Here is a 25,734-nt window from a genome sequence, read left to right on the forward strand (position 1 = left end):
TTATCCCTCTGCTATCAAGGTGCCCGTCAAAAGATTGTCACCAATCAGAACCTGCCCGACACCGGAAAGCACAGTCTGGACAGCACTCTCAATCTTAGGAATCATCCCACCTTTGATGACACCTGTCTGAATCTTCTTGGAAACCTGACTGGTCAGAAGCCGAGGCAGAACTTTTTTGTCTTCTAAAACCCCTTCTATATCTGTCATCAAGATCAGCTTCTCTGCCTGCAAACTACTAGCAACTGCCGCTGCTAGATAGTCTGCATTGATATTTAAGAACTCGCCAGCCGCATTTCCCCCCAGCGAAGCCAGCACTGGGACTATGTCCTCAGCTAGCAGCTGCTCTAGATAAGCAGTTTGAATCACCTTCACCTGACCGACATAACCATAGAGGTCTTTGTCGATAAAATCTGCCGAAACTGTCTTTCCCAAATGTGAAACCAGCTGAAGGCTTTCAATATCTGAGTCGTTCAGTTCTTGTGTCAGCGTTCGGCCGACTTGACCTAGCAAGGCCTGCTCAATGATAGGCAAGTCAGACTTAGCTGTTACCCGCAACCCCTTAATCTTGCGAGTAGGCAGCTGGCGCTCTTTCATGAGTTGGTTTATAACCAGACCGCCCCCATGAACGATCACGATTTTCTTACCAGCTGCTATCCAATCTTGCATCTGCTTGATAAACTTATCAGACAGCTTTTGCGCAGCAACACCGCCAATTTTTATAACAATCACATCTTTCATTGCATTTCTCCTTAGGTTCTATAGAGGGCGTTGATTTTCACATAATCATAGGATAAATCGCAGCCCCAGGCCTGAGCTTCAGTGTCCCCATCGTGCAGGTCAATGGTCAAGGTCAGCAGCTCCCCAGCCATGGCATCACTCGTCTCCTCGGTGTCAAAAGCCACAGGACTAGAAGCCTGCATAACTGGAATCCCCTCAATCCAAATATCAATATTGTCCACTGAGACATCTGCTCTCGCATAGCCGATAGCTGCTAAGATACGACCCCAATTGGGATCTTGACCAAAAATGGCGGTTTTAACCAAGCTAGAGCCAACAACACTCTTGGCAATCATACGGCCACTCTGTCCATCCTTGGCATGCCGAACATTGACTTCAATCAGCTTGGTCGCTCCCTCTCCATCCTTGGCAATTTTCTTAGCCAAGTCAGCCATAAGATAGCGGAGCATCTTAGAAAACTTTTCAAATTCTTCCGTATCTGGCAGAATTTCTTCATTTTGTCGGCAGCCATTAGCCATGACTAATACCATGTCATTGGTCGATGTATCTCCATCCACCGTGATTTGGTTGAAAGTCGTCTCCACATGCTGACTGAGAGCCGCTTGCAAGGTAGCACTGGAAATATTGGCATCACAAGTGATAAAGGCCAGCATAGTCGCCATATTCGGATGAATCATGCCCGAACCCTTGGCTACTCCCGCCATAGTCACCAAGTCTGTGCCAAACTCTTCTGTGACTACACAGGTCTTGGTACAAGTATCCGTCGTCAAGATAGCCTCAGCAAAATCTTCTGCCTTACCACTCACTAGAATCTGTGACAGACCATTTTTAAGAGCATTCATTGGAAGCTGCTCGCCGATGACTCCTGTAGAAGCCAGACCTACCAAGTCGGGCTCAATCTTCAGCTTTTGAGCAGTCAATCGCTGCATCTCATAGGCTGCGTCCAGTCCCTGCTGGCCTGTACAGGAATTGGCAACACCAGAATTAACCACTATTGCCTGCAATTTCTGGCTCTTTTGGATCGATGCTTTGGTCACTAGAAGCGGAGCAGCAATGACCTTATTAGTTGTATAGACTCCAGCCACACTGGCCGGCACTTCTGATACAATCCAGCCAAAATCCAACTTCTTTTTCTTAAAGCCAGCGTGCAAACCGTCAGCCGAAAAGCCTAGCGGACTGGCAATCGTTCCATCAATAGTTTTCATATCTAACCCTTTCTCATCTAGACATAGGACGGTTGACTGAGCAGGCCATCTGTTTCAGGAAAGCCCAACATCAGATTCATATTTTGAACCGCCTGACCAGCAGCCCCCTTGATCAGGTTATCCAGCACAGCCACTACAGTTAAAATGTTTGTTACAGGATTATAGTCAAAACCAATATCTGTATAATTAGTACCGACAACCTGATGCAGATTCGGCAGAGTAGCTTGGATACGGACAAAAGGCTTATCCTGATAGCATTCCTGGTAAATAGCAGCCAACTCTTCTCGAGTCAAAGGTTCTTTTAACTTGCAATAAACTGTCGCCACGATACCACGATTGAGCGGGATGAGGGAAGTTGAAAACTGAATCTGTTGCAATCCCTCATTAAAACGCTGCAACTGCTGCACAATCTCTGGAATATGCTGATGCTGATTCAGCTTGTAAGTCACATAATTGTCATGCACATGAACAAAATGGCTGGATGCAGCTGGATTTTTCCCTGCTCCAGTCAAGCCGCTCTTGGCATCGACAATAATGGAGTCCAGCTCAATAGCCCGAGCCTTCAGCAAGGGAATCAAGGCCAACTCTGTAGCCGTCGCATAGCAGCCGGGATTAGCAATAAATCGCTTCCCTCTGATATCTGTAAACTCAGACAGCCCATAAATAAACGCTTTTTGAACATAGTCTTCAGCCGGCTCTTTCTGATACCATTTTTTATAAATATTCTCTGGCAAACGATGATCACCAGATAGGTCAATGACTGAAAATCCTGCTTCTACAAAGTCTTTTGACAAATCTTTAGCCACTCCACTTGACGTTGCAAAGAAAACAATATCTGCTCGTCGCATTATTTCCTGACTGTCAAAAGCTTCTATTTTCAGGTCGCAAATCCCCTTCAAATGAGGATAAAGCTCTGACACAGGAGCCTCCATATCTTGACTGGCATGAAGGGAAACGACTTCTGCCTGCGGATGTTGCAACAAAATACGGAGGAGTTCCATTCCTGAATAACCAGTTATTCCTACAATCGAAATTCGCATATTTTTAAAACACCTCCGTATAAATATGCGTTTTATTTTACTCGTATATTTTCCCTTTGTCAAGTATTTTCTGTATTTTTATGCAATATTTTTGAAAATATCATTATTTATTCTAAAACAATTCATAATTTCTTGCCGAAAAGCGGCTTATTACCTTCACATATAGAAAAGTAAGAGAGCTGAGAGTACAAAAAAAGATCTGCCCAAAGAGCAGACCTTTTCATCTATCTGTTATCTAATATTATAACTTCTCAGCAACTGCTGCTAGCAGGTCTGGAATAGCTGATTGCTTGCTGCCGCCGGCCATAGCCATGTCTGGCTTACCACCACCTCGACCATCTACAATCGGTGCCAATTCCTTAATCAGATTACCCGCATGGACGTCCTTGGTCTTGCTGGCTGCAAGAACATTGACCTTGTCTCCAATCGCTGCGACCAGTACGAGAACATCTGAATAGTCCTTCTGCTTCCAAGTGTCCGCAAAGGTACGCAGGGCACCTGCATCAGACACAGAGACCTGACTAGCGATAAAGCTATGTCCATTTGCCTCTTGAACATCCTTGAAGACTTCACCAGAGGCCGCTGCTGCTGCTTTTTCCTTGAGTTCTGCATTCTCTTTTTGCAGTTGACGCAGCTGCTCTTGCAGCGCTTCTACCTTGTGAGGCACTTCCTTGATTTGCGGTGCTTTGAGTGTCGCTGCGATAGCCTTGAGCGCCTCTTCTTCCTCACGGTAAGCTTCAAAAGCTTCCTTGCTGGTGACTGCCAAGATACGACGAGTTCCAGAGCCGATCCCCTCTTCTTTGACAATCTTGAAAATACCGATTTCAGAAGTGTTGCCTACGTGGGTTCCTCCGCAAAGCTCAACAGAGTAGTCGCCGATGGTTACGACGCGAACTTCTTTACCATACTTTTCGCCAAAGAGCGCCATGGCACCCATTTCCTTAGCCGTGTCAATATCTGTCTCTACTGTCTCGATGGCAAGAGCTTCCCAAATTTTCTCATTGACTTCTTGCTCGATAGCACGCAGCTCTTCTGCAGTCACTGCTTGGAAATGCGTAAAGTCAAAGCGCAGGAATTCTACTTCGTTCAGAGAACCAGCCTGGGTTGCATGGTTACCAAGAACATTATGCAGGGCTGCATGTAAGAGGTGAGTCGCCGTGTGGTTTTTCATCACACGATGGCGACGGCTGTGGTCAATTTCCAGTTTATAGCTTTGACCCAGAGCCAGAGGAGCCAAAACTTCTACAGTATGCAGTGGCTGACCATTTGGTGCCTTTTGCACATCCGTAACTTGCGCTACCAGATTGCCTGCCACATCAAAGATTTGACCGTGGTCGGCCACCTGACCACCCATTTCTGCGTAGAATGGTGTTTCTGCAAAGATGAGGGCAGCTGTTCCTGTCTCAACAGACTCTACTGATGCATCATCCGCCACGATAGCAAGGAGTTCAGCTGTCAGCTCTTCTTTTTCGTAATTAAAGGCACTTTCTACGGTGATGGCCTGCAAGGTTTCATTTTGCATGCCCATTGAGCCGCCCTTGACGACAGAAGCACGCGCCCGATCCTGCTGCTCTTTCATAGCCGCTTCAAAGCCAGCACGGTCCACAGTCATGCCTGCTTCTTCAGCAATTTCTTCAGTCAACTCCAGTGGGAAACCGTAAGTATCGTAGAGTTTGAAGGCATCTTGACCAGCAATAACAGTTTGTCCCTTAGCTTTCAAATCTGCCACAATTGTTTCTGCAAAGTGTTGACCAGAGTGCAGAGTACGAGCAAAAGATTCTTCCTCACTCTTGATAATCTTTTCGATAAAGTCTTGCTTTTCAAGAACTTCTGGATAGTAGCTTTCCATAATCTTGCCCACAGTTGGAACCAGTTTGTAAAGGAAAGGCTCATTGATCCCCAGCTTTTGACCATGCATTGAAGCACGACGGAGCAGACGACGAAGCACATAGCCACGGCCTTCATTTCCCGGAAGAGCCCCATCCCCAATGGCAAAGGAAAGCGAGCGGATATGGTCTGCGATAACCTTGAAACTCATATTATCGCCATCTTGGTCATAGACCTTGCCAGACAGTTTCTCTACTTCACGAATGATAGGCATGAAGAGGTCGGTCTCGAAGTTGGTCTTAGCCCCTTGGATAACAGCGACCAAACGCTCTAAACCTGCGCCCGTATCAATGTTCTTATGTGGCAATTCCTTGTACTCGCTACGCGGTACAGCAGGGTCAGCGTTGAATTGTGACAAAACGATATTCCAGATTTCGATATAACGGTCGTTTTCAATATCTTCTTCTAAGAGACGGACCCCAATATTTTCTGGATCAAAAGCCTCACCCCGGTCAAAGAAAATCTCTGTATCCGGTCCAGAAGGTCCCGCACCGATTTCCCAGAAATTATCCTCAATCGGAATCAAATGACTGGGCTCAACTCCCATAGCAATCCAGCGGTTGTAAGAGTCCTTGTCATCTGGATAGTAGGTCATGTAGAGCTTGTCTTTGGGGAAAGCAAACCATTCAGGGCTAGTCAAAAGCTCGTAAGCCCACTCGATTGCTTCATCACGGAAATAATCGCCGATAGAGAAGTTGCCCAGCATTTCAAACATAGTATGGTGGCGGGCAGTCTTTCCGACATTTTCAATATCATTGGTCCGAATGGCCTTTTGAGCATTGGTAATCCGAGGATTTTCCGGAATAATAGTTCCATCGAAGTATTTCTTGAGCGTCGCTACACCAGAGTTAATCCAGAGCAAGGTTGGATCGTTGACCGGCACCAAGCTGACAGATGGTTCTACTGCATGACCTTTAGTTGCCCAAAAATCCAGCCACATTTGACGAACCTGAGCACTTGACATTTGTTTCATTTCTTTTTCTCCTTAATTTTTTTCTAAAAATAATTGCATTATGACGACGAACTTTCCAGCATTTCGACATAATCAATAGCGACACAGAGGGAAATCACCAAATCTGAATAAGTCTCATCATAGACATTCACCTGATAAGTAGAGGTTAGATGGAAGAGCTCCTTGGTAATTTCTGCAACGACTTGATTGCCGTCATCCAGCAGACGAAAGTTTAAATCCCAGATATTCCCTTCAACTCGAAGACCCAAATTATCAAATTTATATTTATCACGCAAAAAAGAGAATTTCTTACGGATATAAAAGCTATACCCGCTGCTGAGTTTGATTTCAAACTGGGGCAGGAGGGTTATAAGGGTCTTGGTAATCTGACTGACGATTTGACCCTGACTATCATAGATAGTAAAGGTCTTAGGAATCTGGAAGAAAGAGCCTTCCACTTGGTAATCCACATTTCCGCGATCGTCCTTGATATCAAAGCGTTCGCCGCCTAAGCGAAATTTCTGTTTGACAAGATAGGTTTTCATTACGTTACCTCCACAGTCAACATAAAAGACAAGTTCCTTGTCCGAAGGGCGAAAAACCGCGGTACCACCTTCATTCAATGAACTTGTCATTCTCATTTCATATTCTATTTTTCAAGATGAGTAGCATGATTCTCCGTCTCAGATGGCTCGCAGCACCGCCAATTCTCTGAACTAAGAACTTGAAAAATCAATTCTCACCAGTCTTATTATACTTGCTTATTCTCTTTTCGTCAACCTTATTCTGCGGCTGAGGATGAAGCTTCTGCTGAACTGCTTTCAGCTGCTGAGCTAGACTCAGATGTCTTTGAGCTGCTGGCAGCACTTGATGAAGAAGTTGAAGAGCCTGTCGTTTCAATATACTGAGCAAAGATAGATTGGAAAGCACTGTCCTTAACCTTGATGTTGGCATCTTTCAGCTCTTTAGCCACGACGCTTTGGATGAAGCTAGTATCTTTTTCTTTTTGCGCAATGATAATCTTTTTCAGTTTATCTTTGTAGTCTTTCCAGTTAGAAGATTTCTCTGACTTCTTAACCAGCTTAACAATATAGTAGCTTGCTGAGTACTGTGAATCTGGCACAGTCACAAGGTCTGAAACGCCATTTTCTTCCAAAGCAAAAGCAGCTTTTTTGACAGCATCTGGAACATCAGTAGAGCCAGAGTCAAACTTGATTTCTCCGCCTTTTTCCTTAGTGGCAGCATCGGTAGAGTTTTCCTTAGCGATTTGACTGAAGTCTGCTCCTTCTGCTTTAGCTTTTTCGAGAACTTCCTTACCTTTGTCTTCGCTGTCAACCTTGATGATTTGAGCTGTTACTTCTGGCGTGTAGTTTTCAAAGGCAGCCTTGTAGTTTTCGTCAGTCAGCTCTTTTTCAGCAGCCTTCTTAACGGCATACTCTACCAGCATATTGGTGCGGATTTGCTCCTTGTAGGCATCTTCGGTCAATCCGTTTTGAGCCAAGACTTGGGCAAAAGCTGTACCGTAAGCAGTTTTAGACTTTTCGAAAGCATCCTTAACATCCTTGTCTTTGACGTCTTTGCCATATTTTTCTTCAAAGATGTCTTTGATAGCCATCTGCAGCAAGACCTGCTGAGCTGCACCATTGTTTTTCACTTGATCGTAGAACTCATTGACAGTAATCGTGTTTCCTTTCATGGTCACGATGTCCTTGCCTTCTGAGTTAGAGCATGCTGCTAATACAGCGACTGACAAGAGTGTCACAGCTCCTGCAAATATTTTTTTCTTCATTTTATATTGACTCCTTATTCTTAAAAGTTCATGTTTTCTATTGTAGCACAAATTTGAATTGATATCTTAAATTTTACTAAAAATTTTTGGAAATTAGGAAAAAATCAGAGATGTCATTTTTTTCTAATCATAAGCAGACCATCTCCCAAGGGAAGCAGACTAGAAGTTAAATCTGGATTGTCCAGAGTTGCGTCAAAAAGACTATGCAGTCCTCGGTAAATAGCTCGTTGACCACGCTTAATTTCCTCAAAAGGCTTGGCAACATCGCCGCCTTGGAAGACGTCATCAATAAGAATCAGCCCACCAGGATTGAGGCGCTTGAGGACCTGAGGCAAAAACACCACATACTTAGACTTGGCAGAGTCCATAAAGACAAGGTCGTAAGAATCCTCCAGTGTCTCAAGCAAATCCACCGCATCGCCTTCTAGCAGCGTAATTTGCTGACGGCTGTCATACTTAGCAAAATTAGCCTTGGCTAGCTCAATCATCTCTGGATTGCGGTCAATAGTAGTAATCTGAGCCTGAGGAGCATGTTCTGCCATCAAAAGGGCCGAAAATCCAATAGCCGTCCCGATTTCTAAAATCTTCTCAGGCTGCAGGCTTTCGAGTAGCAGGCGGAAGAAAGCTACTGTCTCATGGGGAATCACAGGTACATTTTCAGCTCTGGCGAAATCCTCCAGCTCCTTGAGTCCACCAGTGACCGGCTGGAGACGCTGTCTCATAAAGTCAACGATTTCTTCTTTGACCACTGGCCGGCGCATATTGGGATTAGAGTTTTGATTATAAGTCTCGACCATCTTATGCCAGTCCCAACTTTTCTACCAAGGCTTCGAATTCATCCAAGCGACGCTCAAAGACAGCAAAAGCAGCGTTTAGGTAGTCTTCTTTTTCCATATCCACACCTGCTTTTTTGATGACATTGAGTGGGTAGTCAGAGTTCCCAGCTTTCAGATAGTCCAGATACTTGTCCTTGTCTTCCTGACTGCCATGGACAATCTTTTCAGCCAAGGCAGAAGCCGCTGAAAATCCTGTCGAATATTGGAAAACATAGTAATCATAGTAGAAATGCGGAATCCGAGCCCACTCGTACTGAATCTGTGGATTATCTTCCTTTTTCAAGCCGTAGTATTTCTCGTTTAAGTCTGCATAGAGTTCATTAAGAAACTCGCTGGTCAAAACTTGCCCTTCTTGGTCAGCCTTGTGGATAGCATGCTCAAACTCAGCAAACTGGGTTTGACGGAAGACCGTTCCTCGGAAGCCATCCAAGAAGTGATTGAGAATAGCAAAGCGCGTAGCATCGTCTTCTACTTCTTCCAAGAGCTTCTCGGTCAGGATATTTTCATTGGTCGTTGAAGCAATCTCAGCTAGGAAGATAGAATAATCCCCGTAAACATAAGGCTGAGTCTCACGAGTATAGCTGGAGTGCATACTGTGGCCTGTCTCATGCACCAAGGTAAAGAGATTGTCCAGTGTGTCCTGCCAATTGAGCAACATAAAGGCATTGGTATCATATGAACCGCCTGAGTATGCTCCAGAGCGCTTGCCTTGATTTTCATGAACATCAATCCAGCGCTCTGAGAAGGCTTTCTTCACTCGGCTCAAATAATCCTCACCCAGAATAGCCAGAACTTCCTTAGACTTAGCCAAGGCTTCCTCATAAGTGAACTTATAGTCTGTCTCTGACAAAGGTGTGTACATATCATACATCTTCAAGTCAGAAATGCCTAAAATCTTTGCTCGCAAAGCGATATAACGTTGCAAAAGAGGCAAATGCTTATTGACAGCTGAAACTAAGCTGTCATAAACACTTTCTGGAATGAAGTCCGCTGACAAAGCCGCTTCACGGGCAGATGAGAACTTGCGGACTTTCGCATTGTAGTTATGGACCTTGACATTGGTCTGCAAAGTCTTAGCATAGGTATGCTGATACTGCTCGTAGACGCTGTAGAGAGCCTCGTAAGCTTCCTTGCGGACCTCTCGGTTCTTAGACTCGACCAGAGTGATATAGTTACCGTGGCTGAGCTGAACTTCATTTCCATCTTCGTCATGCACCATCGGAAAGACGATATCTGCATTATCCAAGATAGCAAAGGTTTCGCCCGCTGCACCAAAAATTTCACCAGCACCAGCCAATAGCTCCTCTTCACGCTGTGTCAGGATGTGAGCCTTCTTTTTCAAAAGCTTGTCAAAATAATGCTGATACTGCTGCAAGGCTGGCTGCTCAGCCAAGAAAGCTTGGTACTGCTCTTCTGTAATCGCCATAAATTCTGGCTCATAGAAAGCAAAGCTTTGACCAAAGTCGCTGTAAAGAGTCATGCCTTTAGCCTGATACTCTTGGTACTTAGCCACACGTGTATCTTGGTCATTCTTCATGTGAGCATAAGAATAAAGCTTTTCAATACGACGCATCAAGTCCAACTGCACTTCAGTCGTTGTTAAGAGACTGTCCGCTGAATCAAGCAAATGCCCAGCCAGACTAGCTGCTTTCTTCACTTCTTCTGAAACCTGCGCCAACTCCGCTTCAAAGGCTTCATCTGTTGGGAAAATGGTACTCAAATCCCAAGTATATTTTTCTTCAATTTCATTTCTTTGTTTTGCCATAAAAAAATCCTCCGACTCCCCTATTCTATCACAAAATTCTACTTTTTATAAAACTCAAGTACCAAAATCACATAGTAGCTAGGCAGACAGACTTAATTAATAAAAAAACTCTTTGAACCTAATTCCTGACCAAAGAAAAATTAGATTCCAAAGAGTTCATTGCTAGATTTCTTCAAATTTCGTACCGCTGTTGTCTATAACGCTTACAACTTTTTTAGAAAATTGCCCTTTCATCGAGCTATCTATCTGATCTGCAGCTACTTTCACACTCTCCTGAACAGTCTTTGCGACATCGGTAAAAAGAGTATCATAATTGCTTTGAAGGCTGCTTTTTTGAGCTAACAAAAGAGGAGCTAAAACATTCGTTATAATTTGCTTTTCTATTGCTTTCCTAATTTCTGTCAAATCGGCTGTTTTAGATGGTGAAAAGTAACTTTTTACTGGTGCTGAAGCTACTTCTGATATAAACATAGACTTTTTCCTTTCCTCTACTCTAAACAGCAGATTTATTTAGAATCACGAAGACGACAATAGCTATCTTCAATTTCCCATTCTAAACGGCGTCTCTGCTTAGAGAATGTTTCCAAAACTTTCTCATCTTTTAAATCAAGATTTTTCAATTCCTCGCTGCTAGCCTCTTCTGCCAACACATCATAGGATTCTATATACTGATTTAAAGCTTGCCATTCGATACTAGTGTCCCTTTCTTGTTTCCGTAAAATAGCAGTCGCCATTTCATACTCTTCTTGTAGCATGTCGGAAAAAGCTTTTTTCTTAGATAGTATGATATCTCGTTCTTTATCAATCTTCAAACGTTCACGCTGAAGTTCTGAGTATAGTTCCTCCATCTCTTTTTCTTTTTTAGCTATATCCTGCTTCATTGATTGATTTGGTTCCATTGCTCAAAATCTCCTGCTAATGTTTGATCCTTAGCCAGCAACAGCTCAATACCAGCTTCAATCTGACCTTGCAAAACTTCAAAGATAGTTAGAAGCATCTGAAATTTAGACAATCGAATATAAAAGTGCTCTTGCAAAGATCCGACCAATGATTGATAATCTGCACCTCCAGCCTGATAGGCTGCAGTCACCTCATCTGGACAAAGACTGAAGCCCTGAGGAACCTTTCCCAACTGCTCTGCTAGCTTTTCCGCTTCGCTAACAACCTGATCTCTAGCCTGCTGCAACGTGTCATAGCCTAGTTTGGTTACATTTACTAAATTTTGAACAGTTGCCTGGGCTTGAACACTATCCAGATAAATCTTTTCATTGCTGCTAAATCTACCCTTAGACAGATACTTCTTCATATTCTGGTAAGGAATCATATTTGCTTTGATAGTATCCTTGATAGTCGTCTTTCCTGTCCCATCCATAAGCACAAAATTTTTATTTTTATCGTAGATATAGCCCTCCATCATATGCTGATCGCCGATTTCTTTTTCGACAGTCGCAATATGGCGTACAATACCAGCAGCATTTTCACTGCCAGATAAGCTGTAGCCTAAGCTGACGATATCCTTATGGTCGATATGATTAAAGATCTTATACTTAGCACTATCCAGTCTTTCCTGCTGTTCCTTGGTTAAGAGAGGATAGATATTGGGGCCATTGTAGATATGGACAGTGCCAATATGGCGCATCTCCTCCTCTGTCAGAGTGGATAGAGCATACTGGATATCCATAGAACCCAAAGAGTGTCCGTAAAGATCAATCTTGGCATTCGGATACTTACGAATGGTTTCCTTAAGATGCTTAGCCGCATCCTTAAACTGAGCCGGAGGAAACTCTTGTGTCTTTTTGAGATAACTAGCAGCTACCATAATATTCGGTGCAGCAATTCCTGTCGTTAAAGTTCCGCCATAAACACCTGTAACATTTGATATAACATTCTTCCTCAGCTCATTGAAGGGATTTTTATTGAGAGAATTAAGGCTCTGCTTCACAGCTTGACCAGCATCTTTATTAAAGATTCCGACTACATTTCCTATGTTATTACTTACGTCTCGATCTGCCTTATCTAGTTCTTCTCGGCTTTTTTGAGTAATCATATTTTTTGAATGACGATAAACAAAAGGGGTAGCATATTCTACTGCACCTGCAGGTCCCAGACGATGAGACGCCGTCACAAAGTCTGTAGGCAGCCAATCCGTAACAGTGTCATGGAGCAACTTAGGAGTATGCGTCTTAGTCTGTGACCCCTGCATCATGACTGTCACATCCTGCACCTGAGCACGCTCAGCATCCGAAGCGGAGTAAGGGACAGCCTCGCGATTCGTTCCACTATTTGTTAGTACATAAACCTGCTCTTCATGGCCATTTACATTATCGTAAATTTGAGAGACGGTGCCTATGTAGCCAACATCACCAACTTTAGCTTTTTTTCCAACAGTTATATCTTCGGCATATTCAAACATAGCAATATCTACATGTTGTCCATCAGTATATCCTGTGCCATCAATAGGATTTAAGTAGCCATCCATTTATACACCTCCAACAAGCTTGTCAAGTTCATCAGATGCAAAATAACTCGCTATTCTATATTCACCCGTCTTTTCTTCTAATACCGTCATACTCATATTTAACTCACGGTCATTATTGAGAACCACATAAACCAACATTCCTCCCATAGGATTGTACTCCAACTTATCCTTTTGAATTTCATAAGATTTAATTTTCCCTTCTGCTGTCAGAGCTTTAGGATCTAGTGCTCTCAACTCATTCTCAATCGCCTTCTTCATCTTTTTACTCTCCGCAATCTGAATCATTTCTTCTTTTTCTGACCGACTGTTTAGAATGCTGCAGCTTCCCAGAAGCATAGCTGAGCTAATCGTGATGATAGTCAGAAAGATGAAAAAATATTTCTTCATGATGACTCCTTTCGCTTGTTAGCTTTTCTCAAACTGATGTCCTAATGAAAATGGATTTGGATTAATGTTTTATCTTATCATTGTTATACTATTTTTTATAAGTCTCAAGTACTCCAGTACGGATAAAGAGTTGTAAAGACAAAAACTCGTTCTCCATCACGCTTGATATTTTTATAAATTTGGGAGACGGTGCCTAAATAATCCTCCCATTTACATCATATTCTTTACAATATGCATACTTCCATACTCATATAAATAAGTTCCAACAAGTTGTTTATCTTCATATTCTCTAACATCAACAGGGTTTTTATAATCAGGCGTATTACTTTTCTCCTCTAATTAGCTCGTTAAATTCCGGAGACATGCCATAACCACCCACTTCGTATTCGCCAGTAGTTGAATTTTCTTGAAAAGTCATGTCTAATTCAAACTTCTTATTATCATTAATTATTAAATAGATGTCTAATCCTCCCATCGGATTGAAATCTAATTTATTATTTTCAATTTTATACGTTTTAATCTTCCCTTCTGCTGTCAGAACTTTAGGATCCAGTTCTCTCAACTCTTTCTAAATCGCCTTCTTCATTTTTGTACTTTCCGCAATCTGGATTATTTCTTCTTTTTCCGACCGACTGTTTAACATACTGCATCCTCCTAAAAGCATCGCCGAACTAAGCGTAATGATAGTCAGAAAGATGACAAAAATTTTCTTCATAATGACTCCTTTCGCTTCTCATCTTTGATAAAACCGATGCCTTAACAAAAACGAGAAGGCGAATTTAGATTAATTTTTTATATTAATTATTATACTATTTTTCCAAAGAACATAATAGCACAATCATTGTTAGGAAGTTATCTAGAAAAACCTTATTCTTCATTGCCATTTACATTTTCTTCATCCATTAGTTCTGTAAGCTTCGGTGACCACACAGTCCCATCTCTGTGAAATTTCCCATTTTCGTCCTCTCCAATGACATATCCTAGTGTTACTTCTTCGTCACCATTAATGATTAAATCGAACATTAATCCTCCCATTGGGTTCTGAGTTAGTGACTTCTTATCAATTTCATAACTTTTAATTTTCCCTTCAGGTGTTAAAGCTTGAGGATCAATCTTTTTCAGCCCTTCCTCAATAACACTCTTCATCTTTTTACTTTCTGCAATCTGAATCATTTCTTCTTTTTTCGACCGACTGCTTGGCATACTGCACCCTCCTAAAAACATAGCCGAACTAATCGTTATGATACTCAGAAAAGTGACAAAAATTTTCTTCATAATGGCTCCTTTCGTTTCTCTTCTTTGCTCAAACTGATGTCCTAACGAAAATGGGAAACTGGATTTGAATCAATGTTTTATATTATCATTGTTATACTATTTTTTAAAAGTTTCAAGGACTACGCTACGTATAAAGAGTTGTAAAGACAAAAACTCATTCTCTCTCACCCTTAATATTGTCGTAAATTTGGGAAACGGAGCCTATGTATTCTATTTCGCCAATAGGTCACTAAGTTTCCGACTTCTTGAATTTGTAGCAATTTCATAATTACCAGTTGTTGAATCTTCCACTACTGTTACACTTAAACTTAAATTCTTATCTCCGTTAATAAACATTTGAATCATTATCCCTCCCATGGGATTATAATCTAACTTATCCTTTTGAATTTCATAGGATTTAATCTTTCCTTCTGGTGTCAAAGCTTTAGAATCTAAACCTTTGAGAAAATTTTCCAAGGCTTTCTTCATCTTTTTACTCTCCGCAATCTGAATCATTTCTTCTTTTTCTGACCGACTATTTAGCATGCTGCATCCTCCTAAAAACATAGCTGAACTGAGTGTGATGATAGTCAGAAAAATGACAAAAATTTTCTTCATGATAGCACCTTTCACTTCTCATATTTTCTAAAGCTAGCTGAATTAGCACGATTTAGAATTTTTAACTATCTAACTTATTACTTTATTATATTATACAGGATTCTTAAATATTCTAAAACTGAAAGGATAGCTAAAAGTTTATGGCTTCATCAATGGGAAACTAACGATACTTAGCATTTTTCTCTTATCATCTCATAAAAAGCCGGTGAATAAACAATTTGCAGATTTTTTTGCTGGAGATTGGCGTAATAATTCTCAAACTGCTGATAATAGCCAGTCAGGTCAGTAGTTATCTGACAGAAGGAGGTAGCTTGTATTGGCCGAACCTGTGGATAAAAATCCTCTGCAGTCTTAGTCAAGAGATTATCGCCATTCTGATAGAGCTGAGCCTGCAGCCGCATCCATCTAGGCTGCTGGTAATAAAGCTGACGGCGGATATAATTGCAGATCTGCGGATCTTGCTGGGCCAGAAAGCTGTTCATCTCCTGCTTTTGAAAGGGCAAACGCAAAATATCCAAAAGCTGACTGTGACCAAAGGGAAAGTTCTTGGTCTTGTACTGGACTTTTCCATGCAGATCTTCGTGAATCAGGTATTTAAGACGCAGAACTTGCTTTTCTTGATCCAGCTCCCAGAGATGAAAGCCCATATTTTTACTAAAATAGAGAAAATCCTTCTGCAGGCGAGTTAGGGAATCCTTGAGCCAAAGTTTTCGCCCCAAGAGCCAGAGGACCTGATAGCCATGCTGGCGGTAAGAAAGCGTCCGTTCCTGCAGTCGTTCTATTCTTAGAGAACTGCACTGGACTTCAAGAGCCAGTTTTTTATCAACCAGCAAATCAGCAATCTGCTGCAGAGCAGGCAAAAAAGCCTCCACCTCAACTTCCTCTTTCTGGACAGCCCAGCGAAAAAGCTCGGCCTTAAGGTTGAGGTGCTCAGCACTCTCATTTTCCCTGTAAAAACGACACTCTTCTAGCGAAATATGCGCAAAATGCGGCTGCATAACCTTCCCTTTTTTAAAACGGACTGCCCCTGAACAAGCTGGGCAGACGAAATCAGCCCCCTTCTCAATCTTCCCCTCCAGAGCATTACACAAAAGTCCCTTATGATTTCGCGCCACAAACATATCCTAACCCCCTCTAAAATTTCTCTCATTTACTAAAATATTCGCAAAAGAAAAGAGAAAAGAACTACACCATCAAAAAAACGAGTCAAGAGAACATCTCTCCGACTCGTTTTTCATTATCCAAATAACTGATTTCCTTTTCGTTCTGGCAATTTCAGAAAGGGGGCCAGCAGACAGACTAGGCAGATAACCGCTGCTAGAAAGAGGTTCATCCCTTCGTAACCCCAACTGTCCAGAAAATGGCCAGCCAGATTTTGAATGAGAATAGTGCCCAGACTGCGGGCTGTCTGGACCAGAGCAATGGCTGTAACCAGGTATTTTTCATCGACCAAGCTGGCCACGATTTTCAAGGTCACCATAATCAAAACCATGCCTGTCACGTGCTTGGAAAGGAGAGTCATCCCGATTTTCGAAATCAAACCTAGGTCCAAGGCATAGACACTGTACTGGAGAAAGATGATTCCCAAACAGATATAAAGAAGCTTCTTCATCGAAATCTTGTCCATAAAGAGATAGGAATAAAAGATAAAAGGCGCTTCAACCAGAACTGATAGGGCAACAACAGTCGAAGCCATATCCACCTCTAAGCCACTATGCTGTAGCATGGCAGGGATATAGGTATGACCAGTATTCCCCACCCCAGAGTAGAGGGCGACCAAAAGTAAGTAAAAGAGATAGGTTTTGTTGGTCAAGAGCTTCCCCAGACCTGTCTGCTTACGGGTATTCCTGCTTTCTAGGGCTGCTCGGTCGTGCTTGGGCTGGATTCCCAAAAGTCCTATGCTGCTGATAAGCATCATGCCAATAAAAACTGGGAAAATAGCCTGCGGTGCGACTCTTTGATAGATCAATCCTGCCAGCTGAGAGCCTAAAGCATAGCCAATGGTTCCCCAAATCCGAATCTTACCATAAGTATAAGGACTTTGAGCTGCCAGAACATCCATGACTGGATTGACCCCGTTAACCAGCATGAGGACCAGACTATACCAGACCAGTAACTGCCAAAGCTGAGTCGCTTTCATGAAAAATACAGCCCCAACCATCATAACTAGAAAGCTAAAAAGGAAGATCTTTTTAATCCCCAAAGCATCGCTGAGAATCCCAAACAGCGGCTGAGCCAACATGGAAGCAAAGAAGGAAGCTGACACTACCATAGATACTTGGGCATTAGAATAGCCTAAGTCCTGCATATAGACTGATATCAGAGTCGAAAAAAGAGAATAGGCTAAGAAGAAAAAATTAAAGAGTAAAAAATGAGCTAGATAGCTGTTGTGAAACTTTTTTAGCATGAAAATCTCCTTAAAACAGAAAGAAAACTCAGCAAAATCACTGAGTTTTAGCTTGGAAAGTCATTCCGTTCGTATGCGACAGAGGACATTCCCTTTATTCAACATCTGTATTTCTACGACGTTCCTGTTTTGCAGCCTTGCGTTTTTGACGACTGCGGTATTCAAAGTACAGAATGATTAGCAGGATGCCAACAGGCAGCAGAATTAACATCTTATCGCTGAAGAACACACCATACCAAGGCTTGCTTTCCGACTTGCTGCCAGTCACATTTTCAATAGCCTGAGCAACTGGATTCTCAACTTTCTCGACTTTCATTTCATCAGAGATCTTACTAGACAAGGTCTTCAAGCCATTTTCAGCCTTGAGAACATTATTTTCAACCTTGACTTTAGGCTCGGTTCCCTTTTTAACAGTAGCGTAGAAATCCTCAGGCAGCTTATATTTCTGTCCATCAATCTCCTGCTCACCCTTGGATAAGAGTTTTTTGTACTCGTAGTCCGCATAAGCCTTCTCAATCAAAGCATTACCAAAAGGATGGCGGTAATACTCACCGTCTTGGTCAGACCAGTCACCGACTCCCATAATCACAGCAATCATGCGCTGATCTCCACGCTTAATGGTCGCGATATAGTTGAAAGCACCGTTAGGACTAGAGCCTGTCTTCATGCCATCTACGCCCTTGAGTGCGTATTTAGCACCCGGCAGGGAGTAATTATAGGTTTCAAAGGTTTCCTCGTAAGGAGTTCCGGCTTTAACCGTAACCTTGGCTTTATTAGTATAGTTTAGAATCTCAGGATGGTGATTGACAAAGTTATAAGCCAGAATCGCCAAATCACGGGCTGTTGTTTGATTGCTGAGAGTATTATCGTAATTCTGAGGATTGTAATATCCCTTGAAAGAAATCGCTGCTGCACCGCTGGCATTGAACCACTTGGTATTCGTCATACCCAGCTCTTGAGCCTTGGCATTCATCCGATCCAAGAAAGCATCTGGATCATTGTCCGATAGATAATTGGCCAGCATAACGGTTGTCGCATTGGATGACGGCACGATTGTCATGGTAATCAACTCAGATACGGTATAGTCTACACCCGCAACAATTTTATTATTAGAAATTTCATAAATATTAGCAGTAGCTTGATCCTGAGGTGTAGCTGTAATGACCGTCTTTTCGCTGATTTTTCCTTCCTTAATCGCTTCAAAGACCAAGTAAAGTGTCATGAGCTTACTCATACTAGCGGGATCACGCACCTCATCGACATTATCCTCCCAGACAACATCACCTGTACTGCCATCCATCACGAGAGAAGACTTGGGACGATTAATCGCCTGAACATTATCATGCGGATACATCTTTTTAGCCATATCCACCAATTCATCAGCCCTAGCAGCTAGTGGCGCTAAAGAGGTCAGGAACACAATTCCCAGTAACAAAAGCTTTTTCTTCACAGGATCCTCCAAAGAACAATTATACCTATCTAGTATATCATATTTTACGCAAAGTCAACCATAAATCTAAAAATCCTACCTAAAAAATAGATAGGAAATTAAGAGACTTTTATCTGGCAAAGCCAGTTTTCTAGCAACAACGTCAAAATCTTAGTGATTTAACAAGCTAAGTGCTTCCTTATCAGCGATAATCACAACATCTGGATGCTTCTGGAGAGCACTGCCTGGCAGCTCCTCTGTCACCTCACCCTCAACAGTCCCTGCTATGGCTTTGGCCTTAGCTGAACCGTAAGCAAAGAGGATGATGGACTTAGCATTGAGAATATTGCCAATTCCCATGGAAATAGCCTGAGTCGGAACATCTTCCATCTTGTCGAAGAATCGAGCATTGGATTGAATGGTGGACGGTGTCAGATCCACTAAGTGAGTCTGGCTTTCAAAACTAGTCCCCGGCTCATTGAAGCCGATATGACCATTCGTACCGATTCCCAAAATCTGCAAATCAGCTGGATGCTCTGCTAGAAGCTGATTGTACCGCGCCACTTCTGCTTCTAAATCTTTCGCTGCACCATTGGGCAGGAAGCTTGCTTTAAAAGGCTTTTGGTTAAAGAGGTGCTGGTTCATGAAATAGCGATAAGACTGAGGATTGTCCTCCTGCAAACCAACATATTCATCCAAATTAACACTGAACATCTCTGAAAAATCAAGGTCGCTCTCAACGATCTGCTTGTAAAATCCTTCAGGGCTGCTACCTGTAGCTAAGCCTAAAGTTTTTGCCCCCTGAGCCAGCTTTTCTTTGAGCAGCTCGAGAGCCACTTTGCCACCTTCTACTTGGTTTTCCACTTGAATAATTCTCATTTTCTACCTCCACTTCTTTTCTTAATTTTATTATATGGTATAGACCAATTTTTGTCAAGAAAAAGTATGCAAAATAGACATACTTTTCAGTCATGCTCGCTTCCTTTTGCGGCAAATCGTGTTATAATAGAGACATGTTTTTACTGATTGTTTTATTGATTTTATTTTTAGTCGGAGTCTTACTCTGCAGCTTGAGTTTCCTCATGAAAAAACAACCAGGCTGGCAGATTGTAAGTTTGATTTTAGGCGGCTTGCTTACAGCTAGTCCCTTTCTACTCGCTGCCTACCTACTCTGGCTGATGAAAACAATATAAGGAGATATGATGAATACCGCTGATTTTGATTTTGACTTGCCTGAAGAGCTGATTGCTCAGACACCTTTGGAGAAAAGGGATGCTTCCCGCTTGCTAGTGGTCGATAAAGAAACGGGAGCCTTCTCCGACCAGCACTTTGACCAGATTATTGATCAGCTCCAGCCCGGCGATGCCCTAGTTATGAATAATACACGTGTCCTGCCTGCCCGCCTTTATGGTATCAAGCCTGAGACAGGGGGCCATGTCGAGCTGCTGCTACTCAAAAATACCCAGGGCGATGATTGGGAAGTGCTAGCCAAGCCAGCCAAGCGCCTCAGAGTAGGTGCTCAAATTTCCTTTGGCGATGGCCGCTTAACTGCTACTGTGGTAGAGGAGCTTGACCATGGCGGTCGAATCGTACGCTTTGGCTATGAAGGGATTTTCCTAGAAGTCTTGGAAAGTTTGGGAGAAATGCCGCTGCCACCTTATATCCACGAAAAACTGGCAGACCGCGAACGCTACCAGACTGTCTATGCTAAAGAAAATGGCTCTGCTGCTGCGCCAACTGCTGGACTTCACTTCACAGAAGAGTTGCTGGAGCAGATCGCTGCTAAGGGAGTCAAGCTAGTCTATCTCACCCTTCATGTCGGACTGGGAACTTTCCGACCGGTTTCTGTAGACAGTTTAGATGATCACGAGATGCACTCCGAGTTTTACAGTCTGTCCGAGGAAGCTGCCCAGACACTTCGTCAGGTTAAGGCTAATGGCGGACGTGTCATTGCAGTCGGCACGACATCTATCCGCACCTTGGAGACGATTGGCAGTAAATTCCAGGGGCAGATTCAGGCTGACTCTGGCTGGACCAATATTTTTATCAAGCCGGGATACGATTGGAAGGTCGTTGATGCTTTTTCAACCAACTTCCACCTGCCAAAGTCAACTCTGGTCATGTTAGTCTCTGCCTTTGCCGGACGTTCCTTAACACTTAAAGCTTATGAGCACGCTATTGCTGAGCGCTATCGCTTCTTCAGCTTTGGTGATGCTATGTTTATCAAATAACTATAGGTGAAAATTTATGAATAAAATTGAAAGCAGACACCGTCTTATTCGCTCCTTAATCATGGAAAAGAAAATCCATACCCAGCAAGAACTCCAAGAGCATTTGGAAGCAAACGGCGTCATTGTAACCCAGTCCACTCTTTCACGAGATATGAAAGCACTCAATCTGGTCAAGGTCAGTGAGAACGATACTTCCTACTATATCATCAATAGCATCGCACCATCCCGTTGGGAAAAACGCCTCCGCTTCTACATGGAGGATGCTTTGGTCATGCTGCGGCCAGTTCAAAATCAAGTCGTTATGAAAACCCTGCCTGGTCTAGCTCAATCTTTCGGTGCAATCTTAGACGCTCTAGAGCTACCACAGATTGTAGCTACTGTCTGCGGCGATGATGTCTGTCTGATTATCTGCGAAGATGATCAAGGGGCTCTTGACTGCTTTGAGAAGCTCAAAGAATTCACCCCACCATTCTTCTTTAGTAAATAAAAGCTGAGACAACATTGCCTCAGCTTTTTCTATCTACGATTTTTCCCTCAATGAACCCCATTAGCAAATCAGCAAGCCATACTTGACCAGAGCAAGGCAGTACAAATAAGATTTGAAGAGGGTTTTAAAAAGTCAGCATTTAAGGTGTTGTAGCCAAACGATAAATGGCCTCTGCGTAAATATCCATGGCCCGATACAGATCATCTAGGCGGAATCGTTCATTGACCTGATGCTCTGTCTGATCAGCTCCCGGAAAGAGGGCGCCAAAGGCAACACAGTTAGGCATCGTACGAGCAAAGGTCGCTCCGCCCGACGACATGGCTGGACTGTTGTCTCCTGTTTTCTCCTGATAAATTGCCATCAAGGTGCTGACCAACTCACTGTCCAATGGTACATAGAGGGGAGCCAGATAGTCAAACTCCTGATAGGTCAGCTCGTATTGACTGGCTATTTCTGCCAGCTTTTCAACCAGCTTTTCCTTGTCTGCCAAGACCGGAATCCGCATGTCAATCCGAATCTCAGAGCGGTCAGAGGTTAAAGTCAGACCGGCAACATTAAAGGAAAGAAAGCCCGTCGGTTCATCAGACACAGGCCCAAAAAGATGGCTGCCTGTCGCATCTTCACCAATCGCCTGAGCCAGAAAGGCAAGAGCTGGATGCGAATTCAGGGGCTGCAAGACCTTGGCTAGGCGAATAATGGCATTGACTCCTTGGGCGGCATCCTTGGCGTGCTTGGGCAAGCCAATAACCGTTACTTCTTCTGCCGTTCGCTCATATTCATAACCTAAATCTTTCAGTCCTGCAACGACTGACTCTAGTAGGCTGCCTGAATAGGAAGCCTTGGCAGGAACGACATTAAAAGCTTGCCCAGCTTCGAGCTCTAAAGTGTCAGAGCCCGGCCCTTCCAGCTTGAGCTGCAGAAGCCCCTTTTCAGCATAGGTCAAAGGGAAGGAAGAGTCCGGCGCAAAGCCAAGTGTAGCCTGCTCTTCTAGTTGGTTGTATCTTCCCATACAGCGCCAAAGCGTCTCCTCATCTGTACCAAAGATAAAGCGAACCCGCTTTTTAAATTCCACTCCACTGTCCAGCAATGCTTTTACAGCATAAAGAGCGGCCATGGAAGGTCCCTTGTCGTCCTGCACCCCACGACCAAAAATCCAGCCATCCTTGACAGTGGCTTCAAAAGGCGGCGTCTGCCAGTCCGACTCATCACCTGATGGAACAACATCCAAATGACAGAGAACGGCCAGGAGCTGAGCTCCATGACCGATTTCTGCATATCCGTAATAACCTTTAGGGTCGAGGTAGGTTGTAAAACCTAGCTCCCGACAGATTTCTAAAGTTTTTTCTAGGACATCTTGGATAGCTTGTCCAAAAGGTGTTCCATTTTGACCTTCCTTCAGTACTGAAGGATAAGAAACGATTGTTTTCAAAGATTCAAGAAAATCTTCTTTAACTTCTTCCGTTATAAAATTTTTCATGGAATCACCTCAGCTTCTAGCTTATAGGAACGGTAAGAAAGTTCCTAGGAGTAAGAGACCAATACTGATCGCAATGATAGCTACAATCAGCTTGCCGATAAATTTCCACCAAGTTCCGATATTGATACGTCCGAGTGCCAAAGCCCCCATAACGATACCAGAAGTTGGAGCAACCAGGTTCAGCACACCTGAAGCAGACTGGTAAGCTGTGATGATCAAGCTTGCCTTGACATTGACAAATTCTCCCAAAGGAGCCATGATTCCCATAGTCGCACTGGCCAGACCAGATGATGATGGGATAAGGAAGGACATTGGCAGGTAGAAAATGTAGGTCAAGACGATAAATACTTGTGATGACAGACCGCTGAGTCCTTGTTTACCCCAATTGAGGATAGTGTCTGTAATCATACCATCATTCATGATAACTTGGATACCACGGGCGATTGCTACGATTAGGGCTACGCTAAGCAGGTCAGCTGCACCATTCATAAAGGCAGAGATAATCTTGTCTTCCTTGAGACCGTAAACAGCGCCAATCAAAATTCCCATGAAGGCAAAGAGCATAGCTCCTTCAGGGAAGTACCAAGTCCCCAGTGCGGAAGTAGATGAACCAATAATCTTACCGAGTACTGGAAGACCTGTCAGCCAGGTATTGACGTCCTTAAAGATAGTAATACCAAGATCTGTCCAAGGAATGAAGCTCAATACCATAAGGACAAATGTCAAAATGAACAATACTAAGACAAGTCTTTGCTTTTTGCTCAGTGTTGACTCAACAGATGAAGAAGTTTCAACGTTGAAGTGTTTCAAATCTTCTTCGCGAGTACTGTAAACCAGTGACTTGGTCGGATCCTTTTGAATCTTATCCGCATAGCGATAAACAAACCAAGTACTGAGAGCTGTCATGACAAAAAAGAAGATAAGACGAAGGACAATCCCTTCACCGGTACCAACACCAGCAGTCTCTGAAGCGATAACAGTTGCAAATGGATTTAGCGTAGAAGCCAAACATCCGATTTGCGAACCAAGCAAGATAATAGCCACCCCAGTCAAACTGTCAAAACCCACCGCCATCATCACCGGCACCAAAAGCGGATAGAAGGCCATGGTTTCCTCACCCATACCATAGGTAGTACCACCGAGGGCAAAGAGAGGCATCAAGACGACAATCAGCATCTTTTCGCGCCCCTTGTACTTCTTAACGATAGAGGCAATTCCCACATCCAAAGCGCCAGTTTCATTGACAACGCCAAGGAAACCACCAACCATGAGGATGAAGAAGGCAACATCAATCGCTGCACTCGTCTCCTTGATTAAGGAGCCTTCTTCTGGATGCGTACCCAGCATTGCACGAATCGGTGCCATCAGGACATCCCAAATCCCTTGTGGATTTTGTGGCTGAGGCTGATAAACACCTTTTACAAAAGCCCCTGCTGGGATAATCCAAGTCAGCACTGCCATAATGGCAATGATTATCAACAATACGGTGTAAGATGAAGGCATCTTAAACCCTTTTTTTGTTTTTTCACTCATTTGTATTCCCTCCTAAAAATTTTTTAACGAGGTTACGAACCTACATTTCCCTGTATGAGTAAACAAGAAAACGCTTACTTTGTTTTTATTTTACCATATTAACATTGAAAAAGCCAGTATTTTTGAAAATAATCAAAGATTTTCAGGAAAAGACTTCCATCAGCAATAGAGATTACTTGCTATCGCTTTTCAATCAGTTCTATGTCTAGCCTTTTTCAATAATCGTACCGCTCTCAGACTCAATCAGAGCACCAAGATTTTCCAGAGATGTGATAACTGCTTTACCTTCTGGACGGCCATTGACAAAGGCAATAGCTGCTTCTACTTTTGGAAGCATGCTGCCTGGTGCAAATTGTTCTTGCTTGATGTATTCTTCCAATTGAGCAACATTCACATGCTCCAATTTTGCTTGGTCTGGTTTGTTGTAGTTAACAAAGACATAGTCCACACCAGTCAAGACGATGAAGAGGTCTGCATCAACCAACTCCGCTAAGTGTTGAGAAGCAAAGTCCTTGTCAATAACAGCTTCAATACCAGTAAGATGGCCATTGTCTTCCTTGACGACAGGAATCCCGCCGCCGCCCGCAGCCACTACTACTTGACCTTGATTCAAAAGCGTACGGATCGTTTCAATTTCCTTGATATCCACTGGTTTTGGTGAAGCAACAACCTTGCGCCAACCACGGCCAGCATCCTCTTTGAAAGTCGCTCCGCTCTTTTCAGCTTCCGCTTTTGCTTCTTCCTCTGAGTAGAAAGGACCGATTGGCTTGCTGAGGTTGACAAAGGCTGGATCGTTCTTATCCACCACTACTTGCGTCACAACAGAAGCAACATTCTTTTCGATACCTTCATCCAAGAGAGCATTTTGCAAGGCATTTTGCAGCCAGAAGCCGATACTGCCTTCTGTCATAGCCACAAGAGAGTCTAGTGGGAAAGCAGGATTCTTCTCAGAGTTCGCTGCCAACTGTTGCAGCAGCAAATTCCCTACCTGTGGACCATTTCCATGGGTAATGATAAGATCATCCCCGTTTTTTATCAATTTTACCAAATGTTTAGCAGTTTCCATCAAGGCTTCCTGCTGTGCTTTCGCTGATGGGTCAGATGAAAGGATGGCATTTCCTCCCAAGGCTACAACGATTTTACGATTTGACATTAAATTCTCCTTAAATGCGCTCTAATGAATGCGCTTCCAATTTATTTTAGTAGATTTTTTAATTTTC

At 43.1% G+C, this 25,734-nt stretch carries 24 protein-coding genes and 1 pseudogene; 3 read left to right on the forward strand and 22 right to left on the reverse strand.

Annotated features, from left to right (window positions below; translation table 11 throughout):
* The 19 genes and pseudogenes from argB to nagB form a co-directional block, all read right to left on the reverse strand.
* Positions 1-738 carry an acetylglutamate kinase gene (gene argB / locus MFP28_RS07970; protein ID WP_002906952.1) on the reverse strand — a complete coding sequence of 246 codons (738 nt, stop codon included), beginning with the start codon at positions 736-738 and terminating at the stop codon, positions 1-3.
* 11 nt (positions 739-749) lie between these two features.
* Positions 750-1,943 (reverse strand): bifunctional glutamate N-acetyltransferase/amino-acid acetyltransferase ArgJ, encoded by a 1,194-nt coding sequence (gene argJ, locus MFP28_RS07975; RefSeq protein ID WP_002906953.1) that lies wholly within the window; start codon positions 1,941-1,943, stop codon positions 750-752.
* A 17-nt stretch (positions 1,944-1,960) separates the two neighbouring features.
* Entirely contained in the window at positions 1,961-2,983 is a 1,023-nt protein-coding gene (argC, locus tag MFP28_RS07980) for an N-acetyl-gamma-glutamyl-phosphate reductase (RefSeq protein ID WP_002906954.1), read from the reverse strand.
* A gap of 241 nt (positions 2,984-3,224) precedes the next feature.
* A complete protein-coding gene (gene alaS, locus MFP28_RS07985; RefSeq protein WP_002906955.1) occupies positions 3,225-5,843 on the reverse strand; it encodes an alanine--tRNA ligase in 2,619 nt (872 codons plus the stop codon).
* Between the two features lie 38 nt (positions 5,844-5,881).
* The gene (locus MFP28_RS07990; protein ID WP_002906956.1) at positions 5,882-6,463 is read right to left on the reverse strand and encodes an LURP-one-related/scramblase family protein; all 582 of its coding nucleotides are present in this window, start codon (positions 6,461-6,463) and stop codon (positions 5,882-5,884) included.
* Between the two features lie 140 nt (positions 6,464-6,603).
* Positions 6,604-7,611: a peptidylprolyl isomerase PrsA gene (prsA, locus tag MFP28_RS07995; RefSeq protein ID WP_002906957.1), complete on the reverse strand. Its 1,008-nt coding sequence runs from the start codon at positions 7,609-7,611 to the stop codon at positions 6,604-6,606.
* 113 nt (positions 7,612-7,724) lie between these two features.
* A complete protein-coding gene (locus MFP28_RS08000) occupies positions 7,725-8,408 on the reverse strand; it encodes an O-methyltransferase (protein WP_002906958.1) in 684 nt (227 codons plus the stop codon).
* Position 8,409: 1 nt separating this feature from the next.
* On the reverse strand, positions 8,410-10,212 hold the full coding sequence (pepF, locus tag MFP28_RS08005; protein WP_002906959.1) for an oligoendopeptidase F: 1,803 nt from the start codon (positions 10,210-10,212) through the stop codon (positions 8,410-8,412).
* Between the two features lie 162 nt (positions 10,213-10,374).
* Positions 10,375-10,683 carry a hypothetical protein gene (locus tag MFP28_RS08010; protein WP_002906960.1) on the reverse strand — a complete coding sequence of 103 codons (309 nt, stop codon included), beginning with the start codon at positions 10,681-10,683 and terminating at the stop codon, positions 10,375-10,377.
* A 35-nt stretch (positions 10,684-10,718) separates the two neighbouring features.
* Positions 10,719-11,093 (reverse strand): hypothetical protein, encoded by a 375-nt coding sequence (locus MFP28_RS08015; RefSeq protein WP_002906961.1) that lies wholly within the window; start codon positions 11,091-11,093, stop codon positions 10,719-10,721.
* Entirely contained in the window at positions 11,090-12,691 is a 1,602-nt protein-coding gene (locus MFP28_RS08020; RefSeq protein ID WP_002906962.1) for a DUF2974 domain-containing protein, read from the reverse strand. Before MFP28_RS08020 ends, MFP28_RS08015 begins: the two co-directional genes overlap by 4 nt.
* Complete coding sequence (locus MFP28_RS08025) at positions 12,692-13,078, reverse strand: DUF1310 family protein (protein ID WP_002906963.1); 387 nt, start codon at positions 13,076-13,078, stop codon at positions 12,692-12,694.
* Between the two features lie 322 nt (positions 13,079-13,400).
* Positions 13,401-13,793: pseudogene (locus MFP28_RS08030) on the reverse strand (DUF1310 family protein).
* Positions 13,794-13,945: 152 nt separating this feature from the next.
* A complete protein-coding gene (locus tag MFP28_RS08035) occupies positions 13,946-14,353 on the reverse strand; it encodes a DUF1310 family protein (protein ID WP_002906966.1) in 408 nt (135 codons plus the stop codon).
* A 210-nt stretch (positions 14,354-14,563) separates the two neighbouring features.
* Positions 14,564-14,950, reverse strand: coding sequence for a DUF1310 family protein (locus MFP28_RS08040; protein WP_032916001.1), 387 nt, complete (start codon positions 14,948-14,950; stop codon positions 14,564-14,566).
* Positions 14,951-15,120: 170 nt separating this feature from the next.
* Positions 15,121-16,071, reverse strand: coding sequence for a competence protein CoiA (locus MFP28_RS08045; RefSeq protein WP_002906968.1), 951 nt, complete (start codon positions 16,069-16,071; stop codon positions 15,121-15,123).
* Between the two features lie 116 nt (positions 16,072-16,187).
* Complete coding sequence (locus MFP28_RS08050) at positions 16,188-17,357, reverse strand: MFS transporter (RefSeq protein WP_002906969.1); 1,170 nt, start codon at positions 17,355-17,357, stop codon at positions 16,188-16,190.
* Positions 17,358-17,451: 94 nt separating this feature from the next.
* Positions 17,452-18,807 (reverse strand): DUF1958 domain-containing protein, encoded by a 1,356-nt coding sequence (locus MFP28_RS08055; RefSeq protein ID WP_080556469.1) that lies wholly within the window; start codon positions 18,805-18,807, stop codon positions 17,452-17,454.
* A 150-nt stretch (positions 18,808-18,957) separates the two neighbouring features.
* The gene (gene nagB, locus MFP28_RS08060) at positions 18,958-19,665 is read right to left on the reverse strand and encodes a glucosamine-6-phosphate deaminase (RefSeq protein ID WP_002906971.1); all 708 of its coding nucleotides are present in this window, start codon (positions 19,663-19,665) and stop codon (positions 18,958-18,960) included.
* 134 nt (positions 19,666-19,799) lie between these two features.
* Between nagB and MFP28_RS08065 the strand changes: the two genes are divergently transcribed.
* The 3 genes from MFP28_RS08065 to MFP28_RS08075 are packed head-to-tail and all read left to right on the forward strand — an operon-like array spanning position 19,800 to position 21,504.
* Positions 19,800-19,979 (forward strand): hypothetical protein, encoded by a 180-nt coding sequence (locus MFP28_RS08065; RefSeq protein ID WP_002897949.1) that lies wholly within the window; start codon positions 19,800-19,802, stop codon positions 19,977-19,979.
* A 9-nt stretch (positions 19,980-19,988) separates the two neighbouring features.
* Entirely contained in the window at positions 19,989-21,017 is a 1,029-nt protein-coding gene (gene queA, locus MFP28_RS08070) for a tRNA preQ1(34) S-adenosylmethionine ribosyltransferase-isomerase QueA (RefSeq protein WP_032916004.1), read from the forward strand.
* A gap of 16 nt (positions 21,018-21,033) precedes the next feature.
* Positions 21,034-21,504 carry an arginine repressor gene (locus MFP28_RS08075; protein WP_002896068.1) on the forward strand — a complete coding sequence of 157 codons (471 nt, stop codon included), beginning with the start codon at positions 21,034-21,036 and terminating at the stop codon, positions 21,502-21,504.
* Positions 21,505-21,643: 139 nt separating this feature from the next.
* Here the strand turns inward: MFP28_RS08075 and MFP28_RS08080 are convergent, their stop codons facing one another.
* The 3 genes from MFP28_RS08080 to arcC all read right to left on the reverse strand — a co-directional run bounded on the left by MFP28_RS08080 (position 21,644) and on the right by arcC (position 25,667).
* The gene (locus tag MFP28_RS08080; protein ID WP_002906973.1) at positions 21,644-22,981 is read right to left on the reverse strand and encodes a dipeptidase; all 1,338 of its coding nucleotides are present in this window, start codon (positions 22,979-22,981) and stop codon (positions 21,644-21,646) included.
* A 21-nt stretch (positions 22,982-23,002) separates the two neighbouring features.
* The gene (locus MFP28_RS08085) at positions 23,003-24,514 is read right to left on the reverse strand and encodes a YfcC family protein (protein ID WP_002906974.1); all 1,512 of its coding nucleotides are present in this window, start codon (positions 24,512-24,514) and stop codon (positions 23,003-23,005) included.
* Between the two features lie 205 nt (positions 24,515-24,719).
* Positions 24,720-25,667, reverse strand: coding sequence for a carbamate kinase (gene arcC, locus MFP28_RS08090; protein ID WP_002906975.1), 948 nt, complete (start codon positions 25,665-25,667; stop codon positions 24,720-24,722).
* Positions 25,668-25,734: the final 67 nt, after the last annotated feature.

This window comes from Streptococcus sanguinis, from assembly GCF_050234405.1.
In the GTDB taxonomy this organism is placed as follows: domain Bacteria; phylum Bacillota; class Bacilli; order Lactobacillales; family Streptococcaceae; genus Streptococcus; species Streptococcus sanguinis_W.

Coding starts and splice junctions, on each gene's coding strand:
- MFP28_RS08025 (WP_002906963.1), bottom strand. CDS start 13,078: ATGAAGAAATATTTTTTCATCTTTCTGACTATCATCACGATTAGCTCA.
- MFP28_RS08085 (WP_002906974.1), bottom strand. CDS start 24,514: ATGAGTGAAAAAACAAAAAAAGGGTTTAAGATGCCTTCATCTTACACC.
- argC (WP_002906954.1), bottom strand. CDS start 2,983: ATGCGAATTTCGATTGTAGGAATAACTGGTTATTCAGGAATGGAACTC.
- MFP28_RS08020 (WP_002906962.1), bottom strand. CDS start 12,691: ATGGATGGCTACTTAAATCCTATTGATGGCACAGGATATACTGATGGA.
- arcC (WP_002906975.1), bottom strand. CDS start 25,667: ATGTCAAATCGTAAAATCGTTGTAGCCTTGGGAGGAAATGCCATCCTT.
- argB (WP_002906952.1), bottom strand. CDS start 738: ATGAAAGATGTGATTGTTATAAAAATTGGCGGTGTTGCTGCGCAAAAG.
- MFP28_RS08015 (WP_002906961.1), bottom strand. CDS start 11,093: ATGAAGCAGGATATAGCTAAAAAAGAAAAAGAGATGGAGGAACTATAC.
- MFP28_RS08065 (WP_002897949.1), top strand. CDS start 19,800: ATGTTTTTACTGATTGTTTTATTGATTTTATTTTTAGTCGGAGTCTTA.
- MFP28_RS08035 (WP_002906966.1), bottom strand. CDS start 14,353: ATGAAGAAAATTTTTGTCACTTTTCTGAGTATCATAACGATTAGTTCG.
- prsA (WP_002906957.1), bottom strand. CDS start 7,611: ATGAAGAAAAAAATATTTGCAGGAGCTGTGACACTCTTGTCAGTCGCT.
- MFP28_RS08045 (WP_002906968.1), bottom strand. CDS start 16,071: ATGTTTGTGGCGCGAAATCATAAGGGACTTTTGTGTAATGCTCTGGAG.
- MFP28_RS08050 (WP_002906969.1), bottom strand. CDS start 17,357: ATGCTAAAAAAGTTTCACAACAGCTATCTAGCTCATTTTTTACTCTTT.
- MFP28_RS08010 (WP_002906960.1), bottom strand. CDS start 10,683: ATGTTTATATCAGAAGTAGCTTCAGCACCAGTAAAAAGTTACTTTTCA.
- nagB (WP_002906971.1), bottom strand. CDS start 19,665: ATGAGAATTATTCAAGTGGAAAACCAAGTAGAAGGTGGCAAAGTGGCT.
- alaS (WP_002906955.1), bottom strand. CDS start 5,843: ATGAAACAAATGTCAAGTGCTCAGGTTCGTCAAATGTGGCTGGATTTT.
- argJ (WP_002906953.1), bottom strand. CDS start 1,943: ATGAAAACTATTGATGGAACGATTGCCAGTCCGCTAGGCTTTTCGGCT.
- MFP28_RS08000 (WP_002906958.1), bottom strand. CDS start 8,408: ATGGTCGAGACTTATAATCAAAACTCTAATCCCAATATGCGCCGGCCA.
- queA (WP_032916004.1), top strand. CDS start 19,989: ATGAATACCGCTGATTTTGATTTTGACTTGCCTGAAGAGCTGATTGCT.
- MFP28_RS08080 (WP_002906973.1), bottom strand. CDS start 22,981: ATGAAAAATTTTATAACGGAAGAAGTTAAAGAAGATTTTCTTGAATCT.
- pepF (WP_002906959.1), bottom strand. CDS start 10,212: ATGGCAAAACAAAGAAATGAAATTGAAGAAAAATATACTTGGGATTTG.
- MFP28_RS08040 (WP_032916001.1), bottom strand. CDS start 14,950: ATGAAGAAAATTTTTGTCATTTTTCTGACTATCATCACACTCAGTTCA.
- MFP28_RS07990 (WP_002906956.1), bottom strand. CDS start 6,463: ATGAGAATGACAAGTTCATTGAATGAAGGTGGTACCGCGGTTTTTCGC.
- MFP28_RS08075 (WP_002896068.1), top strand. CDS start 21,034: ATGAATAAAATTGAAAGCAGACACCGTCTTATTCGCTCCTTAATCATG.